Genomic DNA, 19332 nt, shown 5'->3' with positions numbered 1-19332 from the left:
TCGGCATTTTTTTATGACTAAGTATTTTTGATCAACACAGTTCTAGGATATTCTAGGCGTTAAATAATAAAAGATTAAAGTAGGAATCATGCATGACTTGGCTAGATAAATTCCTGTTCTTAAGTATTGGATTAGGATCTATCCTCTATTTCATGCTTGGAAAGATTAATGAAATGGGTATTCCTATGGATCGGGGAATGCTGATGATTCTGGTGATTATTATGTCACTGGTTAGTTTGAGCTGTGTTTTATATCTGCGCTCTGAAGATCAAAAAACGAAACAAAAATAACATTTAAATTAACTCTCTATTGGCATGTTCATATGTGGAAAAAAATCCGAATCCTGATTTTATTGATGATTTTGTTTGTGGTGGCAGTAAATGCTTATCGAGATCAGAATCAGGACTGGAACAAACCAATCTTTGTTCTGTTGCATCCGATCAATGCAGATGGATTGGCGACCACACAGCAATATATCCAGCAATTGTCTGCTCAGGATCTAAAAGGAACACAAGAATATCTGGAAAAAGCGGCCCAGCAGTACCGTGGACAGCCCACTTATTTTTATTTTAATCTGGGGCGTGAACTTAAAGAATTGCCGCCTAAAGTGCCGGAGCAGGCCTCCTTACTTGGCAATATTTTATGGAGTCTGAAATTCCGTTTCTATGCCTGGCAACAGCAGCAAGGTTCAGATCCTTCATCGAATGTTACTCTCTTTTTAAATTATTATGATCCTGCACACACCCAGCAATTAAAACATTCAACGGCTCTGCAAAAAGGCCGAATCGGTTCAGTCAATCTATTTGCTTCAAGCAGACAGTCTGACCAGAATAAGATTGTCCTAGTGCATGAATTACTGCATGCCTTTGGCGCTTCAGATAAATATGATCTCGCCACAGGCCAGCCGATATACCCAGTGGGTTATGCCAATCCCAATCAGCAGCCTTTATTTCCCCAAACCAAAGCTGAGCTGATGGCAGGGCACATTCCGGTATCGCAAAGTACCAGTAAAATGCCGGAATCTTTAAATCAGACCCTGATTAATGAAATCACGGCGATTGAACTTGGCTGGAAAAAATAATTAACAAAGTGCTGAATAAACCGGCATAACTTACTATTTTTATAGATAAACTCAGTAAATTTCTAACAAATTTCTCCATGATTTAAGAGCATAATCAAAGTCATAGCTAATAATTTGAGAAGAATATGAAGACTGTTGGAAATGATCTGGTTCGGCATCAATTGCATGAAAACCGTAAATGGTATTTAGGCCTAGGTACCTTATTAGTGTTATTTGGAATCGTACTGTTAACGTCGCTGCCTTTTGCCACCTTATCCATCGTATTCCTGTTTGGGGTCCTGATGATGATAGGTGGGGTGGTTCATCTGATCGCCGGGATTAAAATCTTCGATGGGGCATTTCGCTGGCTCTGGCTGCTATTTGGTATTATCTATGTTATTGCGGGCTATTATGCCTTTAGCACGCCAGCGAAAACTGCGATTGTACTGACCAATCTGCTTGCGATTGCTTTGCTTGCGGCGGGAATAATTCGCATCTTCAATGCTTTTATCTTTAAAGCATTCCGTGGCTGGGGCTGGACTTTATTTTCCGGGATTTTAACTTTAGCTACAGGTATCCTGATTCTATTGTCACCGAATGCACCGTTCTGGGTTCTGGGCGCTTTTCTGGCAATCGATCTTTTGTTCCAAGGGATTAACTATTTGACTTTGGCTTCCTATATCAAACATCGTGTGCCAAAAAGCTCCGCAGATCTTTAAGTAAGATCAGTATAAAAAAGAGTGCGAATCAGCGCTCTTTTTTATTGGCATGTTCAGCTTTGCCTGTAAGATGGGTATGCACTTCAAATTAGTATAAAACCTATCACGCGGCCGATCATATTCATGAAAACCTTTGTTCTAGCGCCAGATTCTTTTAAGGAAAGTATGACTGCTGAGCAGGCCTGTCAGGCGATGCAGCGTGGTATTTTGCAGGTTTTTCCTGACGCAAATTGTATTACTGTACCCATGGCAGATGGTGGTGAGGGAACTGTAGATGCATTAATCTCAAGTCTAAAGGGTGAACGAGTAACGTGCCGAGTTACAGGGCCATTAGCCAGTCAGTCGATCGGAACTTATTTTGGATTGGTTAATGCAGGTCAGACCGTAGTGATTGAAATGGCCAAGGCCAATGGCATTCATCTGCTCGAAGCTACTCGGCGTAATCCCATGTTGACCTCGACTTATGGCACAGGGGAAATGATCAAACAGGCGCTAGATCTTGGCGTAAAGAAAATCATTATTGGGCTCGGTGGTAGTGTTACCAATGACGGTGGTGCCGGTATGGCTCAGGCTTTGGGAGCCCGATTCTTAAATACTGCGGGAGAATCAATTCAGGTCTGTGGTGGTAATCTGGATCAGATTGATCAAATTGATTTTTCCCAACTCGATGCTCGTTTAAACAATACGGAAATCTTGATCGCTTCAGATGTGAATAATCCGCTCTGTGGGTCGAATGGTGCTTCAGCGATCTTTGGGCCGCAGAAAGGTGCAACATCGGAAATGGTGCAACAACTGGATCGAAATCTAAGTCATTTTGCTGATCTGGTTGAAGCAGGTTTAGGTATTTCTAAAAGAAACATTCCAGGTGCTGGTGCAGCCGGTGGGTTAGGTTTTGGGCTGATGGCGTTTGCAGGAGCAAAGCTGCAATCCGGTGTAGCGTTAATTATGGAACAGAATAAACTGGCACAAAAAATTGCGAATGTAGATTATGTTTTCACTGGCGAGGGCAAGATTGATCATCAGACTGCTTTAGGAAAAACACCATTTGGTGTGGCTCAGGTCGCCCAGCAATTAAATAAACCGGTAATTGCGTTTGCAGGTTTGGTCGGTGAGGGGATTGAGTCACTGTATCAGGTTGGTTTTAGTCAGATTGTCGGGATTAATCCACCAGATTATTTATTGGAAGAAGCATTAAAAGATGCTGAGCAAAACCTAGAGCAAGCGTGTGCTCGTGTTATGAAAGAAATTAAAATAAAGTTTGAACAATAAGATAGATAAATTTTTATGAGCTAACTTAGCTTAATGCACGACCTCATTTACGGTTTACTAAACTTATGCGTGCGGGTTACGTAGGTACATTGTTACTTTGACGGAGCAAAGTAACCAAACTCCAGTGTTATTCAGATGATGCATCCCTGCATCACTGAATAACGGCGGCATCCATGCCGCCTGGCCGGAATCAAATGCTTTCTAGAATATTGAGGATACGTTTTCTAGGAACAGCTCTGTTAAACTACATCTATCCACAAAAAGATGAGTGACCATGAGTTTAGCCTCCCTGATAGATGAATTAAATCCGCAACAAAAGCAAGCTGCGACAACAGAAGCAAAGCACAGTTTGGTTTTGGCTGGGGCAGGCTGTGGCAAGACCAAAACTATCGTGGCACGTGCAGCTTATCTGATTGATCAAGGCGTACCAGCGAATCAAATTCAGATTCTGACCTTTACACGTCGTGCGGCGAGTGAAATCGTGGCACGGGTGGAACTGGCACTCGGTGAACAGGCCAAAGGCTTACGTGCATCAACGTTTCATACCTTCTGTATGTATCTGCTGCGCCGGATTCCAAAGGCTTTTGGACTGGAACAGTTTTCAATTATTGACCGTGATGATCAGCTGATGATGTTCCGCCTGATTCGTGGGCGTGATGACAAGAAAAATCCAAATTACTTGCCGAAGCCACAGGAACTCTGTGATTTATATTCCTTTGCGCGGAATACCCGGCAGAAACTGAGTCTGGCTTTGGAAAAGCAGATGCCAGAATATCTGGCACTCAAAGACCAGATTGCCGACATTATGAAGGAATATGAAGCGCGTAAGCGTGCGCGTAGTTTTCTGGATTATGACGATATCCTCGCTGTGGTGGCGACTGCTTTGGCACAGTCTGAAGGGCTAGTGGAATATGTGTCCTCAATTTGTCGGCATATGCTGGTGGATGAAATGCAGGATACTAACCCACTGCAATGGGCATTACTCGAACCTCTCAAAGAACATATTAGCCTGTTCTGTGTTGGAGATGATGCCCAGTCAATTTATGGTTTCCGTGGTGCCGATTTTGAAAATATTCACCATTTCAAGGAACGTGTACCGGATGCCCAGATTTTTAAACTAGAAAAAAATTATCGTTCAACTCAGGAAATCCTTGATCTGTCTAACTGGCTGCTGGATCAGTCCGAAATTAAATATGACAAGCGGCTGGATGCGCATCGTGGTGAAGGCATCAAGCCAAAGATGCACATTTTCCCGAACGAGTTTGATGAAGCGAAATGGATCGCGATTGATATTAAAGAGCGCCATTATCTGCAAGGCAGCAAATGGTCCGATCATATGGTGCTGGTACGTTCCAGTTATGCAGCGCGACATATTGAAGCAGCTTGTATCGCGGCCAATGTTCCGTATCGATTCATCGGCGGGATGAAACTGTTAGAAACTGCGCATGTGAAAGATCTGCTCAGCCTGTTGCGTGTGGTGGCGAATCCTCTGGATGATATTGCCTGGATGCGCTTTTTGACCTTATGGAATGGTGTGGGTGATGTCGGGGCGAGTAAGCTGTCTCAGCAGCTTTTAGCTGAGCCAGAGATGGATATCATTGCCGACAAGCTAAAAAAATTTGGCAAGATTCCACTGGAAACCATTCTGATTATGAAGCAAATGGCGGTACTCAAAACCGAAGTACAGGCCTGTGTTGGTCTGGCAGTCCAAGCCATTGAAGCACAACTGGCCGAGAACTATAAAAAAGACTGGAATCGCCGTCAGGGAGATTTTGAATTGGTAAAACAGCTGGCTTCCAAGCATGCTCAAGTGAGTGAGTTTCTGGAAGAGTATGTGCTCGATCCGGTCTCTATTTCCGAAATTGAACGCCAGTCGGATACGGATGTGGTGACCCTCATTACCATTCACTCGGCCAAGGGTACGGAACAGAAAGTCTGTTATGTGGCTAATGTTACGCCGGGACAATATCCGCATGCACGGGCGCAAGGGGATTTTGATGATGTCGAGGAAGAGCGGCGTGTATTGTATGTGGCGCTGACTCGTGCACAGAATGAACTGATTCTGACCAAGCAAAACCTGAATCACTGGGCGCGTGAAACGGTAGATGAGCAGGGGCGTAAAATTGAAAGCTATTTTCTCAATGATTTGACCCGCAATTTATGTGTCACAGAAACTCATTACAAAACCCGTCAACAGACTGTGAAAAGTGCTTTAATTGAGCGCCAGTCGATTAATTTAGATTTTGGGATTGATCTCGATTAAACTATCCCTTCTGGGTTTGACGCAAAAAGTAGAGTAGGCACGTGCTTTTTGATTATTTTTGCCTATCTTCTTAAGGTTATCCGATGAAAATTTTAGTTCGTAACTTGGCGCGCACTGTAACAGAAGCTGAATTGCTGACCCTGTTTCAGCAATATGGTACTGTTGAGTCTTGTACGCTGGTCATGCATGCAGAAACAGGCAAGTCTAAAGGTTTTGCCTTTGTAGAAATGCCACATGGCCGTGAAGCTGTTAAAGCGATTAAAGGTTTAAATACACTGCGCCTGCATGGTCAGGGGATTCGTGTGAAGCAAGCTGAAGAAAAGCCACAGGCTTAAATAACAGCTGATAAAAAAGAGCATGTATGATGCTCTTTTTTTTGCCTTTAAAAAGGCCTAGATTTTTACTGAAGGGTTAATATCAGCAGTCTGAAGTATCAAGATCATGCAGAATAGATCGACAGCGTAGACAATCTTGCATTGCGTAATGCGAGCGGACGTTTTACTTTATAAGAGCCAAAATTTGTTTTAATGCTTAGGAAATCTCGATGACACGAGTTGCTCGCTATCATGCGGACCGTACCAATCAAAAACTTTATTTCGCCCGTATGGCCTGTCAGCAGGCTGAACAGACTGATCATGTGCAGCAGGCACAAGCTCATCGTGAAGCTGCCGTATTCCATCTGCATGGGGCGCTGCTGGCCTTTTTGCAGGAACTGGTACGCTATTACCGTCTGAATGACTTGAGCCCGACGCTGAAATCGATTGAAGAGCTTATGGCGGCTAAGGGGCAGGTATCACCTGAAGTGACCGTATTACAGCATTTATCCAAAGATGGTTTTCTTGCTGAACTGAAACGTGCTTACCGTCTCTGCCAATATGCGCCAGAGCCAAGTTCGCCACAACCCGAAGACGAAACTTCTTCAAATCTCATCATTAAAGTCACACAGACACCACAAGCCTGGTTACCTGATACTGCTATATTACGAGAATGGCATCGTGACCTGACGCAGCTTATTGATGGTTTTCGTAATGAGATGGTTGAATTTTAATCTGATCAGCTGTACTTGAAATTGCGATTATTAACCCTATATCAATTACTCTAATGATGCAAAGTGCAATCGCTCTTTGCCACCATGTTGAACATGGAGGATATATGTCTATAGAACAGTTGAAAGATTTATTTGGTAATCAAGACGCGATTTTGGAACTCGTTCAACTTGAAGGTGGCGCGTTGGCATTACGAAATGCGGGCTCAAAAAAACAGCCATTAGTCATGATTCAGTTTAATGACGAGGTCAAAGCCCTGTTGGGTGATCAAACGCCTGTGATTGCACAACACATGATTCAGGCCGCTTTATATGGTTTGCTGGAACAGCAGGTTAATGAATGGCAAGCTGAAGTTGTGGATGAAGAGCCAAAATATATGAGCTAAATTGCTACCCTAGCGAGCAGAAAAGCACACTTGAAGTGTGCTTTTTTTGTTTTTATCAAATGAAAAAATAGAGAATAAGAGAAAAATTAAGTCGGTTAGATTAGAGACGCAATTTGAAATTTTATGGTTTAGCGATCTGATAAATTCCAGTTCAATCAAAAAAAAGAAGTTGCCAATTCTGACAACTTCTTTAAGAAATCAGCCTGAATAATGCGTAGGCGGATGGTTATGCGCAATCTCGATCTGGTTCAAAATATGATTGCTCATATTTCTCGCCATTTCCTCTTTGGCATAGTACACCTCGCCAATATTGTCACGGCGAATCACTTCGGCTTCTTCCTTGCTTTCCGCACATAGCAGGATCTGAATAGCAGGGTTTAGGGTCTTGGCAATATCCACGATTTTATGGATATCAATAATATCCATCGGTGAGATCACCAATAGACGTGCATGCTGAATGTGAGCCTGAATCAACACACCGGGTTCAGTTGCGACACCAGAAACTGCCGCAATGCCTTTTTTACGCAAGTTCTCTACGATCTCACGGTTTTCTTCGGCAATGACTACCTTAATATCTTGCTCCATTAGAGATAAGGTAATTCGACGACCGACTTCACCATGCCCCACAATCACCACCTGATCACGCAGATAGTCCTGCGAGACCTCATCCGGTAGCATGGCAAGCGGATCACCACTACGCTCCAATAAGCGCGCCAGAGACGAACGTTCGCGGATCCATTTTTGTACCGGTTCTACTGCTGAGAAAATAAACGAGTTCAGGGTAATCGAAATCAGGGCACCCGCCAGAATCAGGTTTTGTCCATCGAGTGACAATAGATTTAGCGATACACCAAGTGCGGCCAGAATAAAAGAGAATTCACCGATTTGTGCCAGAGATGCACCGACGGTGAGTGCCGTATTGATTGGGTAGCGGAAGAACAGCACCAGTGCCATCGCTGCGATGGTTTTACCAATCATGATAATACCGAGCACCGCCAACACATGAAGTGGCTGATCCATCAGGATACGCGGATCAAACAGCATACCGACGGACACAAAGAACAGAATCGAGAAGATTTCACGCAGCGGTAAGGTTTCTTCTTCGGCACGGTGGCTGAAGTCAGACTCTTTCACTACCATCCCGGCAAAGAACGCACCGAGTGCCATGGATACGCCAAAGACCTTATAAGCCCCAAAGGCAATCGATACGGCTGCAGCTACGACGGTTAAGGTAAATAGCTCACGTGAGCCTAAACGTGCCACCACCTGCATGATCATTGGCACTAAACGTTTACCAATAATCAGCATGAAAGCAATAAAGCCGGCTACTTTGAGCAAGGTAATGCCTAAGGTGATCCAGACATTCTGATCGCTACTACTACCTTCCAGTGCCTGACCACCGAGAAGTACTGCAGTTGCGGGTAATAATACCAGTGCCAGCACCATGACCAGATCTTCAACCAGAAGCCAGCCGACTGCAATTTTCCCGTTAATGGATTCGAGCAGGCCACGATCCCCTAGGGCTTTGAGAAGCACGACGGTACTGGCACAGGACAGGCTTAAGCCAAAGATCAAGGCAGAGCCAAAATTCCAGCCCCAGAGCATGGAGACCCCGACCCCGAGCAGTGTCGCGACTGCAATCTGCAAGACTGCACCCGGCAAGGCAATACGCCTGACCTGCATCAGGTCATTCAGAGAAAAGTGCATCCCGACACCAAACATCAGGAACATGACGCCAAGTTCGGCCAGCTGGTTCGCCAGATGCACATCTCCAACCACGCCTGGGGTGTTCGGGCTAATCAGAATCCCGGCAACCAGATAACCAATCAGTGGGGGAAGGCGTAGACGTGCAGCGATATAGCCAAAAACCAGGGCCAAGCCAAAACCGACAGCTAACAGGATAATGAGCTCTACGTCATGTGGCACTAAACACTCCTTTAAAATAAATTTTATGAAATTTCAGTTTTTTATGGGAAATAAGCACAGAAAATGCCAGAAGAAACAGAAAGTTTATCAAGCCGCATAAAAAAAATGCAAAAAAAAACGACCGGGAAGGTCGCTTTTTTCAAAAAACTAAAATTATTTGATTTTAGCTTCTTTGAAGATTACGTGTTGACGGATTTTTGGATCAAATTTTTTGATTTCCATTTTTTCCGGCATAGTACGTTTGTTCTTAGTAGTGGTATAGAAATAACCTGTACCAGCTGAAGAAACTAAGCGAATCTTATCACGCATTGTCCTGACTCCTTACTTAGATCTTTTGACCTTGAGCACGAAGGTCAGCAACAACCTTTTCAATGCCCAATTTGTCGATAATACGCATACCTTTAGTGGTTAAACGAAGACGTACAAAACGTTTTTCGCTTTCTAACCAGAAACGGTGGTGGTGCAGGTTCGGCTCGAACCGGCGCTTAGTTTTGTTGTTGGCGTGTGAGACGTTGTTACCAACGACTGGACGCTTGCCGGTAACTTGGCAAACCTTAGACATGGTGTAACTCCATTGATTTAGCCAACAGCAAATCTGTATGGCCAGTCAAAAATAAACGGATTGAATTCATTCAAGGGGCGTTTTATATCAAAAATGCGCTTAAAAGACAAGCGATTTTGTCTAAAACGAAGCATGAGCCCGTGTGATAGCTCATGCCTTGATCATTTATCGAAGAAGTGTCTTCGAAATCAGCTTATGGATCGGCTTATTAAACGGAGGCAGAATGTATTTCAAGCTATACAGCTTAGGATTCGACATTACAGACCGTTCATGCGACAAACTGAAGAAGCCTTCTGGCCCATGATATTTACCCATACCGGAAGCACCGACACCACCAAATGGCAGGTCATCCTGTGCGACATGGGTTAATACAGTGTTTTGCCCGAAATGCCCTGAATGGGTACGCTGTGCGACATAATCAGCACGCGCCTGATCAAAGTCGAAATAGTATAATGCAAGTGGACGCGGACGGCTATTAATAAAGTCGATAACGTCGTCAATTTGATCATATTCCATGATCGGCAGGAGCGGCCCAAAGATTTCATGCTGCATGATCTGCATGCTTGGCATAACATTGGTCACGATGGTCGGTGCAATTTTACGCAGGTCTGCTGGCGATTCATTACGTGGATTGATTTCAATAATCTGCGCGCCTTGCTCACGGGCATCATCCAGATAACCTTGCAAACGATTGTACTGCTTGTCATTGATAATCGAGGTGTAATCCTGATTATGGCTGATGTCCGGATACATGCTTTCGACACAGGCTTTAAAATGATCGATAAACTCGGCAGTTTTGCCACGCGGCAGGAACATATAATCCGGTGCCACGCAGGTTTGGCCCGCATTCCAGAGCTTGCCCACGGCAATACGCTGAGCTACATCACGCAGGTCAATGGATGGATGCACTAGTACAGGGGATTTGCCACCCAGTTCCAGAATCACAGGTACCAGATTTTCCGCAGCTGCTGCCATCACGGTTTTACCCACAGCCGTTGAGCCGGTAAAAATCATCTTGTCAAAAGCCAGTCGGCAGAAGGCATCAGATACCGTACCGCCACCATTCACCACGGCAACCAGTTCTTTAGGAAAGGCTTCAGCTAAGGCTTTTTCCAGTACCTTGCCAAAAGCAGCCGATGAACTGGAAATTTTGATCATGGCATGGTTGCCCGCAGCTAACGCACAGATCAGAGGACCAATGGATAATAATAAAGGGTAGTTCCACGGTGCGATGATGCCGATCACGCCTAGAGGTTGATACTGTACCCAGGCTTTTGCCGGCTGGTGAATAATACCGACATGACGCTTGGACGGTTTCATCCAGCCGGTCAGGTTTTTGCTGTAATATTTAATATGTTCAAGACAAGTCAGTAACTCGCCAATTTTGGTTTCCCCGATAGAGCGGTTACCATAGTCTTGATTAATTGCATCGGCAAATTGATCTTGATACTTAACTAAGATACGCTTAAGCCGAGCTAAACGATCGATACGTTCCTTTGCAGTCGGCAGTGGGTAGCGTAAGTAGGCGTGTTTTTGTTGAGCCAGAATTTCATTGAGGTGCTGGCTATCAAGAAAATGTGGTGTCATTGAAGTTGTTTTTGTGTGACTGTTCATGCCGCACTACCATTATTCAAAATCGATTAATTAATTTTTAGAGCAAATACTCTAATTAGTCAAGTTACTTTGTGTGTTAGTCTACTAATGCATGAACTGAATGGTTATTTTAGGATGTCCCAAACCAAAACGTTAAAAACCAAAGAGCGTATCTTACAGCTCAGCTTGCAGTTGTTTAATGAACGTGGCGAACGATCTGTAACCACCAACCATATTGCTGCTGAACTCGGCATGAGTCCGGGTAATCTGTATTACCATTTCCGTAATAAAAATGAAATTATCAAGGAACTGATGGAGCAGTATCAGCATCAGACGCTGGAAATGCTGGCACTTCCGGAAGACCGTGCTCTGGATGCCAATGACAAGATTCATTATTTTCAGGTACTGAGCAGTCAGCTTTGGGCTTATCGTTTTCTGCACCGTGATGTATACCATCTGGTCGAAAATAACGAAGATTTCCGCAAGCTTTATCCGCGTTTTGCCGGACAGGTGATGCAGCAGGGACAAAAAATTTATAAAGCCTTCGTAAATGCCGGCCTGATGGAAATGACCGATTCAGAAATTGAAGCGCTGATCATTAACCTCTGGATCGTGCTGACCAACTGGACCAACTTCCTGTATATGTCGGGTCATATTACCGATTCCAACACTCTGGAAGAAAAATGGGTCTGGCAGGCACTGCGTCAGATGGTGTTCCTGGAAGGTGCTTATCTGCGTGGTGAAAGCCGTCAGACGTATGAAAGCTTACTTAACTCGTTCGGTTCTTCAGAGCTGTTTGCCAGTCTGTCGTCGCCTAAACCGCCTGAATCTGAACAAACTATTCAGAATATCTAAGAAACGCGTTAGAATACTCGGCTTATTTTTTTAATTTAACTAATTAGTGACCTTAACCAACATGGATATGACGACTGCTAATACCGCACGTTTATTGATTACTTGTGAAGACAAGCCAGGCATCGTGCAGGCTGTTTCAAGCTTCTTGTATCATCAGGGTGCCAACATTACGGCGCTTGATCAATACGCGACAGCAGCGCAGGGCGGACGTTACTTCATGCGTGTTGAGTTTGAACTGGATAACCTGCAAAGCCGTAAAGAAAGCCTGTTGCAGACTTTTGCTGGCAATGTTGCAGAGCGCTATGGCATGCACTGGCGTCTGGCACTGGTCAGTGATGTGAAGAAGGTCGGTATTCTGGTTTCTAAAGTCGACCATGCATTGCTTGAACTGCTATGGCGTCATGCACGCGGCGGTCTGCCATGTGAAATCACTAAAGTGGTATCTAACCACGAAACTCTACGTGAATCAGTAGAAAACTTTGGTATTCCGTTTGAAGTGGTTCCTGTGACCAAAGAGAACAAACGTGAAGCCTATGCACAGATTGATGAACTGATGCAGGGCAACGATCTGCTGGTATTAGCCCGTTATATGCAGATTCTCGATGAAGAGTTCGTAAGTAAATGGGAAATGAAAGTGATCAATATTCACCATTCATTCCTGCCAGCGTTCGTGGGTGCTAATCCTTACAAACAGGCTTATGACAAAGGTGTAAAACTGATCGGTGCAACTGCACACTATGTGACAGCTGATCTGGATCAGGGTCCAATCATCGAGCAGGATGTAGAGCGTGTGAACCATGACTTTACTGTTGAACAGCTGCGTGAATTGGGTCAGGATGTTGAACGTAATGTGCTGGCACGTGCAGTGAGATGGCATCTGGAAGACCGTGTGATTGTCGACGGCAATAAAACTGTCGTGTTCCAATAAGCGCTTGCATCTCGGTTTAAAAAAGGCATACTTTAAGTATGCCTTTTTTTGTTTGAAACAAAAATAATGGAGAAAAGTGGGATTAGTAGTTGCAAATGAAAACACTTCTCATTTATTATTGGCGTACTTTAATTGTGCTAACCGATGAGCTTGATAGTTTGTTTCGCATCATCTCTTCGAGGTAAATAGATTTAATGAGTCAAGTTGCTGCTCCCATGACACCACCACCGTCAAATCAGATGAAAAAGAAAGTCGTTTCTATTCTGGCGGCGGTTCTGGTTGGACACGTGGGTCTCTTATGGGCAGTCAGCCAGATGGAAGCACCTGAACTGAAACAGGTCGATAAAGAACCTTTAAAGGTTCGTTTCGTCAAACTTCAGGAAGCCCCAAAACCTTTACCACCGAAGCCAAAGCCGCCAGAGCCTAAACAAGAGCCACCAAAGCCGAAAGAAGTTAAAATTGTAGAAAAACCGCTGCCACCGCCACCCAAAAAAGTAGAAAAAATTGAGCAGGTGAAAAAAGCAGAAACGCCTAAACCTGTTACTGCACCGCCAGTTGAAGCCAAACCGGCACCAAGTCCAGTGGTTCCTGCGGTCGTGACTGAAACTAAAAAAGTGGCACCTGCGCCGGTTGCGCCACCAGTACCTGTCGCACCGCCGACTCCACCTGCACCGCCAGCACCGAAAAGTGTGGCAATTGGCGGCGGCGTATCTTGGCAGCGTGCACCAAAAGTGTCGCTCTCGGCAGGAGAATTAAAATCAGCCTGTTCATTAGTGGTGGATGTATCTGCAAATGAGCAGGGGAAAGTGGTCTCTGCGACCGCACGAAATTCGAGTTGTAGTCCGGCCGTTACGCGCAAAGTTGAATCAGCGGTACGTCGTGCACAACTGACCAAATATGTTGAAAATGGTGTGGCTTATCCAACCCGAGTGGAACAGCCTTTCGATTTTCAGATTACCAAATAACGGCTAACCCATTAGGAGTTCGAATATGAACTTTTCAGTTTATTGGCAACACGCTGATGCAGTCAGTAAAACACTGTATTTCGTGTTATTGGCAATGTCGATTGCGACATGGACCATTTTTGTGCTGCGTTTAATGGGCACTCGCCAACTTAAACAGATTGCCTATGCTCAATTATCTAAAGCATTAGGGCAATTGAAAAATAAAATGACTCCTTTGGCATTTGAACAACGTAAAGCTGTAGCTGAGCAGGCTTTATTGCGTCAGATCGCATTAGAAAAAGGTAATGCGGAAAAAGGTGTATCTGTCTTGGGTACCATCGCTTCAATTTCACCCTTTGTCGGTCTGTTCGGTACAGTATGGGGGATCTTCCACGCACTGGTTGCCGTGGGTAAGAGTGGTCAGGCAGGTCTGGCACAAGTAGCCACTCCCGTGGGTGAAGCGCTGATCATGACCGGTCTGGGTCTGGCTGTGGCGATTCCTGCGGTACTTGCATATAACATCTGTGTACGTGTTAACCGTACTTTAAGCAATGAACTGCAAGATCACGCACATAGCTTATTGATTGACACCATGTTGCAACAGGACTCTTCTGCAAAGAAGGCTGATGCGAAAGTAACACAAGACAGTTTAGTTGGAGGTCAAGCTTAATGGCTTTTCAATTGGGTGAAGACAACGATACAGGCATGAATGAGATGAATCTCATTCCCCTGATCGACATCATGTTGGTATTGATGATCATCTTTCTGGTGACAGCGACCGTTGCGAACCCATCAATTCCATTAACCTTGCCGCAAACCACTGCAGAAATTATTGACCTACCACCTGAAAATGTCACCATCAGCATCAATGCCAAAGGTGATGTAGCGTGGAATGGTGATGTACTGACCCTGGATCAACTTGAAACCCGTTTCAATGAGGCGAGCCAGGCACAGCGTCAACCGACCATCGTATTGAAAGCAGATAAAGAATCACGTTATGACACCGTTGCTCAAGTGATGTCACGCGCGAGTGGAGCCGGACTCAGCGATATTGCCTTTGCAACAGATAATTAATTTTTTGCTCTCAATGAAAAAAGCGACTGATCTCAGTCGCTTTTTTATTGCCTTAATTTAAGAGGGCATTCGATCCAGCAGAACCAGTTTAATGGGTTTTAAGCAGCGTCATAAACTTATGTTGTAATTTGTTCAGCTTGGGCGGAATCGCGAAATTACAGTAGCCCTGATTCGGATTCTTGGCAAAGAAATTCTGGTGATATTCTTCAGCAGGGTAGAAAGTCGGTGCAGGGCTAAGTTCAGTCACAATATTCAATCCTTCAGCTTTCAATGAGTCTATTGTGAGCTGTGCAGTTTCTTTCTGCTCATCATTAAAATAATAAATCACAGAACGATACTGCGTGCCGACATCATTGCCCTGACGGTTTAATGTCGTTGGATCATGGGTTGCGAAAAAGACTTCGAGCAACTGACTATACGTAATCTGATTTTCATCGAAATCGATCAGGATCACTTCGGCATGATTGGTATCACCGCCGCAGACTTGCTCATAGGTCGGATTAGGATTTTGTCCACCCGCATAGCCGCTGACGACCTTCTGTACGCCCTGAAGCTGTAAAAATATTGCTTCGGTACACCAAAAGCATCCACCACCAAATAGTGCTTGTTGCATGGTTAAGTCCTCATCATTGTAGAGTGCTGATTATTGAATGTTCATATGAGTATGAAAGATATAAAGCCTGCACGACACAGGTTTTTTGTAGTCAAAACTTAGCGAGGCTGTACTGCACTTTCTAACTGAATGAGTAAATTGCCATGACGGTCCATTAATTTCAGGGTTTTACCATAGACCTGATAATGAGTCACTTTGCTCAGTGCCTCCTTAAATTTCTGATCCAGACCTGCATTATCCAGACAAGCCATTTCGGTACTCGCCATCTGGCTTAAGTTAAGGGTGTCTTTGCCGGCAGTGTAGCTGCCCATTATACGGTTACAGCCATCTGCGCCAGACACGCGTTGAGTCGCTGCATCGAATTGCAGACTTGGAATATTGCGTGTTGTCGGTGTTGTAGTAATTTCGGTATTACCAATCTGGTTCACAATCCAGGTGCGATTTTGCAGGAGCTGTAAATTATTTTCAGTTTTGACTGATGAGGTACTAGGTACGGTTTCACAACCTGATATAGCAAAGACTGAACCTAAAATCATGATTGCTGTTAATTTTTTTAGCATGAGAGAGACTCTAATTCTGAGTTAGCTATTTGTATATAAACAAAAAAATGCAATATATGCCAGTTGATTTTGTATCTTTCTTTAAGTTGGATAGCTTAGAAAATTATCTGGAACTCGGCTCAGGTAGGCCTTGACGCAGGCGTTGTGAATACTCCTGACTGGAGATCTGACCGATATCTTTAACCCGTGGATTAACGTGTGCACGCTGATACCAGGTTTGTATATCCCAGCGCTGATCTAGCGCTTTTAAATCATATAGATAATCGGGTAAATATCCAGAAGCCAGCAGACGGTAATCTGAAGGAAGCTGTTGTTGAGATACTGCCTGAGCCATATCAAAGACCAGCGTCGTGCAGTTACTGCTCAAGGTGTTATACCATTTAGGTTCTTTGGCCAGTTCATCAGCCTTACGCAGATATTCTTTAAATAGGGCCTGAGCTTCTGCTTGCGGCATTTTGACCGGAAAAAAGTAAACCTGCTCACCACGAATATTGCTACGCGTATATACAATATCTTTCTCATCTGAGGCGACCAAACTCAGTTCATATTTTCGGAAGAAGCCACCAATAGCAGAAAATTTCTCATCCTTTTCTTTGCGAATTTCGATTGAGAAGGCGAGCGGTTTCTGATTGGCAAAATCAAAACTGACCAGCGTATGGGCAATTTTAGGTCCCATCCAGTAAGAGGTAATAATGTTTACCCCGGTAATGTCGTTTAGATCAAAACTCCGGCTTTCCCAGCGTTCAGTATATTGACCCTCTGCTTGCCAGTCAAAATTACGGATATTGTGCAAGGTGACTTGATTGCCTTGCTGCTCATAGGAGAGCAGTCGGGAAACTTCAGGATTCCAGTCACGATCCTGACGAGGTTCTATGCTTAAATAAGCCAGTAAGCTGACCAGAAAGGCTAGCAGATAAAGCACTGTATCCACCTGGCGGGAAATCAGATGCTTGGTGAAATAAATGCCCAAGACCACACAGGCAAATAGAAGCCAGAGACCGATCAGAATGATGCTGCCAATTTTACCCAAGGGTTGTTGCACCCAGAGCATCAGGCTCAGCCAAAGACTTGAACACAGGACAAATACACTAAACAGACTCCCTAATAACCACAGGCTCCAATGCTTTTCTGAATGGTCTTGTCCTTGCATGTTCAATCTTTTATAGAAAATAGGCTTTATTTTCTGTATGTTGCGAACTCAAATGCAATACCGGTTTTGTCATCGATATGTTGTTCTGATGCAACTTTTTTGAACTGGGCCGGAATTTCCGGATAGTAGGCGTGACCTTGCACATCCAGTTCAACATGGGTCAGTTCCAGACGATCAGCGATCTCCAGAGTCTGTTTAAAGATTTCACCACCGCCAATAATAAAAATAGCATTCGGTTTTTCTGAAGTCTGCACATCGGCCACGGCTTGAGTCAAGGCATCTTCAATCGTATGCGCGACTTTGACGCCTTCAAAAGACCAGTCAGGATCGCGGGTAATCACCCAGTTCACACGTTTAGGCAGCGCACGGCCCATCGACTCAAGCGTTTTACGGCCCATGACAATCACGCCACCCTGGGTAATTTCCTTAAAGTGCTTGAGATCTGCTGAGATATGCCAAGGCAGATCATTGTCTTTACCAATACAGCGCTGCTGATCCATTGCCACGACATGAACGACTTCTAAATCCTGAAATGCCATACCCATACTCAAAAACAGATAAAAATTATTGCTATTAAAATGCAAAATCCCACTTTAAGCAAAGTGGGATTTGAATATTTTCCGGGGCTTAACCAGAATTAAACTGCAACTGGTGCTTTAATTCCTGGATGTGATTCATAACCGACAATTTCAATATCTTCAAATTTGAAATCAAACAGGTCTTTAACTTCAGGATTCAGTTTTAACTGGCACAGGCCTAAAGGCTCACGACTGAGTTGAAGTTTGGCCTGTTCAAAATGATTGGCATATAAATGCGTATCACCGCCCGTCCAGACAAAATCACCGACATCCAGATCACACACCTGTGCAATCATATGAGTCAATAGAGCATAGCTAGCAATATTAAATGGAACGCCAAGGAAAACGTCAGCACTACGTTGATAAAGCTGGCAAGACAATTTGCCATTATGTACAAAGAACTGGAACAGGGTATGGCAAGGCGGTAAAGCCACCTGACTCGCTTCATTCGGATTCCAGCCCGATACAATCAGACGGCGTGAATTCGGATTGGTCTTGATTTCATTGATCAGCCATTTGATCTGGTCAAAACCATCCTGATTGTAGCTGCCATCTGCATTTTGAGTGGCACCAAAATTACGCCATTGATGGCCATAGACTGGACCAAGCTCACCTTCCGGACGGCCAAAACGTGCAGTCTGTTCTGCAGTTGCCCATTCATCCCAGATGGTGACTTTATTGTCCTGAAGATACTTTACATGGGTATCACCTTTCAGGAACCACAGCAGTTCAATCACGATCGAACGAAAATGAACTTTTTTGGTGGTGAGTAAAGGGAAACCCTTGGAAAGATCAAAGCGCATCTGATGACCAAATACCGAGCGTGTACCTGTGCCGGTACGGTCGCCTTTATCGCCGCCGTTGTCGAGGATATGTTGTAAAAGGTCAAGATATTGGCGCATAGGTCTCTCTTAAAATCTGTTGCAAATTGCTTTTCTTTGAATTGGGCAATTTAAAATTGCGCTCATCATAACATTTTTTGAGCACTTCCGCATAGCAGTGAAAATGATTAAACATAAGAGAAAAGGGCATAAAAAAGCATCCATGATGGATGCTTTTTTATCATCTTTTTTAAGCTGTTGGCTTACCGGTATGTACCGTATGGATCAGATCAGACAGGTCATAACCCAGAGATTTAGCATAGGCCAGATATTCCTGTTTGGTTGCTTCATCCAGTGTCGGCTTACGATGCAGGAGCCATAGATATTTCATGTTTGGCTCACCAACCAATGCAGTTTCATAATTGTCATCCAGTTTGAGAATCCAGTAATCCCCTTTGGTAAAAGGTACCCAGCGCAAACCTTCAGGCAAGAAACTGACTTCCAGTTTCCCATGCTCAGCATCCACAATGGTGGCTTCCCCAATAGATTCATCCAGTTTGCCCGCACCATCCAGACAACGGTTCTGGACGCGGACTGTGCCATTTTCATTCAGCCTGTAGGCTGCGGAAATATCAGTACTGTCTTCAGGTTGGTGTTTCATAGGCAGACGGGCAATTTCGTACCAGATCCCTAAATATTGTTCTAAATTGAAATTTGAAATAGTCTTTACATCATGACTCATATTTTTCTTCCTCATCATTTCAATTTAAATTTACTAAATCAGTCTAATACGAGAGTTGCTAGCCGGAATGATGTAATCCTGTAGTGAAATGTTGACTTTATTATCGTGAGTAAAATTACAGATTTAGTCAGAAAGGCGCTCAAATATTGATTTAGAAATAGTCTGAGCAGAACTGCTAATTAATTTGAAAAGTAGTGAATTTATAACTTTTTTGTGAAAATTGTAAATTTTATAAATCTAAAAG

At 44.1% G+C, this 19332-nt stretch carries 23 protein-coding genes; 13 read left to right on the top strand and 10 right to left on the bottom strand.

Annotated elements, in window-relative coordinates; genetic code table 11:
• Nucleotides 1-92 precede the first annotated feature (92 nt).
• From FTV18_RS09885 to FTV18_RS09850, 8 genes are all read left to right on the top strand, one after another.
• Nucleotides 93-290 carry a hypothetical protein gene (locus FTV18_RS09885; protein ID WP_159123625.1) on the top strand — a complete coding sequence of 66 codons (198 nt, stop codon included), beginning with the start codon at nt 93-95 and terminating at the stop codon, nt 288-290.
• A gap of 32 nt (nt 291-322) precedes the next feature.
• Nucleotides 323-1081 carry a hypothetical protein gene (locus FTV18_RS09880; RefSeq protein WP_159123624.1) on the top strand — a complete coding sequence of 253 codons (759 nt, stop codon included), beginning with the start codon at nt 323-325 and terminating at the stop codon, nt 1079-1081.
• Between the two features lie 125 nt (nt 1082-1206).
• Complete coding sequence (locus FTV18_RS09875; protein WP_159123623.1) at nt 1207-1779, top strand: HdeD family acid-resistance protein; 573 nt, start codon at nt 1207-1209, stop codon at nt 1777-1779.
• Nucleotides 1780-1902: 123 nt separating this feature from the next.
• Nucleotides 1903-3048: a glycerate kinase gene (locus FTV18_RS09870; RefSeq protein ID WP_180017823.1), complete on the top strand. Its 1146-nt coding sequence runs from the start codon at nt 1903-1905 to the stop codon at nt 3046-3048.
• A 274-nt stretch (nt 3049-3322) separates the two neighbouring features.
• Nucleotides 3323-5311 carry an ATP-dependent helicase gene (locus tag FTV18_RS09865; protein WP_180017825.1) on the top strand — a complete coding sequence of 663 codons (1989 nt, stop codon included), beginning with the start codon at nt 3323-3325 and terminating at the stop codon, nt 5309-5311.
• Between the two features lie 83 nt (nt 5312-5394).
• Complete coding sequence (locus tag FTV18_RS09860; protein WP_180017827.1) at nt 5395-5646, top strand: RNA-binding protein; 252 nt, start codon at nt 5395-5397, stop codon at nt 5644-5646.
• A gap of 209 nt (nt 5647-5855) precedes the next feature.
• On the top strand, nt 5856-6359 hold the full coding sequence (locus FTV18_RS09855) for a DUF6586 family protein (RefSeq protein WP_159123620.1): 504 nt from the start codon (nt 5856-5858) through the stop codon (nt 6357-6359).
• Between the two features lie 104 nt (nt 6360-6463).
• Nucleotides 6464-6742: a hypothetical protein gene (locus FTV18_RS09850; RefSeq protein ID WP_004781893.1), complete on the top strand. Its 279-nt coding sequence runs from the start codon at nt 6464-6466 to the stop codon at nt 6740-6742.
• A 198-nt stretch (nt 6743-6940) separates the two neighbouring features.
• Here the strand turns inward: FTV18_RS09850 and FTV18_RS09845 are convergent, their stop codons facing one another.
• The 4 genes from FTV18_RS09845 to FTV18_RS09830 all read right to left on the bottom strand — a co-directional run bounded on the left by FTV18_RS09845 (nt 6941) and on the right by FTV18_RS09830 (nt 10844).
• Nucleotides 6941-8668 carry a cation:proton antiporter gene (locus FTV18_RS09845; RefSeq protein WP_159123619.1) on the bottom strand — a complete coding sequence of 576 codons (1728 nt, stop codon included), beginning with the start codon at nt 8666-8668 and terminating at the stop codon, nt 6941-6943.
• A gap of 153 nt (nt 8669-8821) precedes the next feature.
• Nucleotides 8822-8977 carry a 50S ribosomal protein L33 gene (rpmG, locus tag FTV18_RS09840; protein WP_001205031.1) on the bottom strand — a complete coding sequence of 52 codons (156 nt, stop codon included), beginning with the start codon at nt 8975-8977 and terminating at the stop codon, nt 8822-8824.
• A 16-nt stretch (nt 8978-8993) separates the two neighbouring features.
• Nucleotides 8994-9230 (bottom strand): 50S ribosomal protein L28, encoded by a 237-nt coding sequence (gene rpmB / locus FTV18_RS09835; RefSeq protein WP_000048256.1) that lies wholly within the window; start codon nt 9228-9230, stop codon nt 8994-8996.
• Between the two features lie 165 nt (nt 9231-9395).
• Entirely contained in the window at nt 9396-10844 is a 1449-nt protein-coding gene (locus FTV18_RS09830) for a coniferyl aldehyde dehydrogenase (protein WP_159123618.1), read from the bottom strand.
• Nucleotides 10845-10958: 114 nt separating this feature from the next.
• Between FTV18_RS09830 and FTV18_RS09825 the strand changes: the two genes are divergently transcribed.
• From FTV18_RS09825 to FTV18_RS09805, 5 genes are all read left to right on the top strand, one after another.
• Nucleotides 10959-11678 (top strand): TetR/AcrR family transcriptional regulator, encoded by a 720-nt coding sequence (locus FTV18_RS09825; RefSeq protein ID WP_034580311.1) that lies wholly within the window; start codon nt 10959-10961, stop codon nt 11676-11678.
• Between the two features lie 61 nt (nt 11679-11739).
• The gene (purU, locus tag FTV18_RS09820) at nt 11740-12606 is read left to right on the top strand and encodes a formyltetrahydrofolate deformylase (protein WP_180017829.1); all 867 of its coding nucleotides are present in this window, start codon (nt 11740-11742) and stop codon (nt 12604-12606) included.
• Between the two features lie 194 nt (nt 12607-12800).
• Complete coding sequence (locus FTV18_RS09815) at nt 12801-13571, top strand: TonB-dependent receptor (RefSeq protein ID WP_159123617.1); 771 nt, start codon at nt 12801-12803, stop codon at nt 13569-13571.
• 25 nt (nt 13572-13596) lie between these two features.
• Complete coding sequence (locus FTV18_RS09810; protein ID WP_034702346.1) at nt 13597-14220, top strand: MotA/TolQ/ExbB proton channel family protein; 624 nt, start codon at nt 13597-13599, stop codon at nt 14218-14220.
• The gene (locus tag FTV18_RS09805) at nt 14220-14624 is read left to right on the top strand and encodes a biopolymer transporter ExbD (RefSeq protein ID WP_004781905.1); all 405 of its coding nucleotides are present in this window, start codon (nt 14220-14222) and stop codon (nt 14622-14624) included. Before FTV18_RS09810 ends, FTV18_RS09805 begins: the two co-directional genes overlap by 1 nt.
• A gap of 88 nt (nt 14625-14712) precedes the next feature.
• Here FTV18_RS09805 and msrA read toward each other — a convergent pair whose 3' ends face one another.
• The 6 genes from msrA to FTV18_RS09775 form a co-directional block, all read right to left on the bottom strand.
• On the bottom strand, nt 14713-15237 hold the full coding sequence (msrA, locus tag FTV18_RS09800) for a peptide-methionine (S)-S-oxide reductase MsrA (protein WP_180017831.1): 525 nt from the start codon (nt 15235-15237) through the stop codon (nt 14713-14715).
• 98 nt (nt 15238-15335) lie between these two features.
• Nucleotides 15336-15797 (bottom strand): META domain-containing protein, encoded by a 462-nt coding sequence (locus tag FTV18_RS09795; RefSeq protein WP_004781908.1) that lies wholly within the window; start codon nt 15795-15797, stop codon nt 15336-15338.
• A 103-nt stretch (nt 15798-15900) separates the two neighbouring features.
• The gene (locus tag FTV18_RS09790; protein ID WP_166136267.1) at nt 15901-16947 is read right to left on the bottom strand and encodes a DUF4105 domain-containing protein; all 1047 of its coding nucleotides are present in this window, start codon (nt 16945-16947) and stop codon (nt 15901-15903) included.
• Between the two features lie 26 nt (nt 16948-16973).
• Complete coding sequence (gene dfrA40 / locus FTV18_RS09785) at nt 16974-17486, bottom strand: trimethoprim-resistant dihydrofolate reductase DfrA40 (protein ID WP_179993111.1); 513 nt, start codon at nt 17484-17486, stop codon at nt 16974-16976.
• A gap of 98 nt (nt 17487-17584) precedes the next feature.
• Nucleotides 17585-18427, bottom strand: a complete 843-nt coding sequence (thyA, locus tag FTV18_RS09780; RefSeq protein ID WP_034169878.1) for a thymidylate synthase — start codon at nt 18425-18427, stop codon at nt 17585-17587.
• A gap of 169 nt (nt 18428-18596) precedes the next feature.
• On the bottom strand, nt 18597-19088 hold the full coding sequence (locus FTV18_RS09775; RefSeq protein ID WP_180017833.1) for a lipocalin family protein: 492 nt from the start codon (nt 19086-19088) through the stop codon (nt 18597-18599).
• Between the last annotated feature and the right edge of the window lie 244 nt (nt 19089-19332).

The organism is Acinetobacter sp. YH12241 (assembly GCF_013417535.1).
Lineage (GTDB): Bacteria > Pseudomonadota > Gammaproteobacteria > Pseudomonadales > Moraxellaceae > Acinetobacter.
Note: the sequence above shows the minus strand (reverse complement) of the source record. Positions and strands in the feature narration are given on the sequence as shown.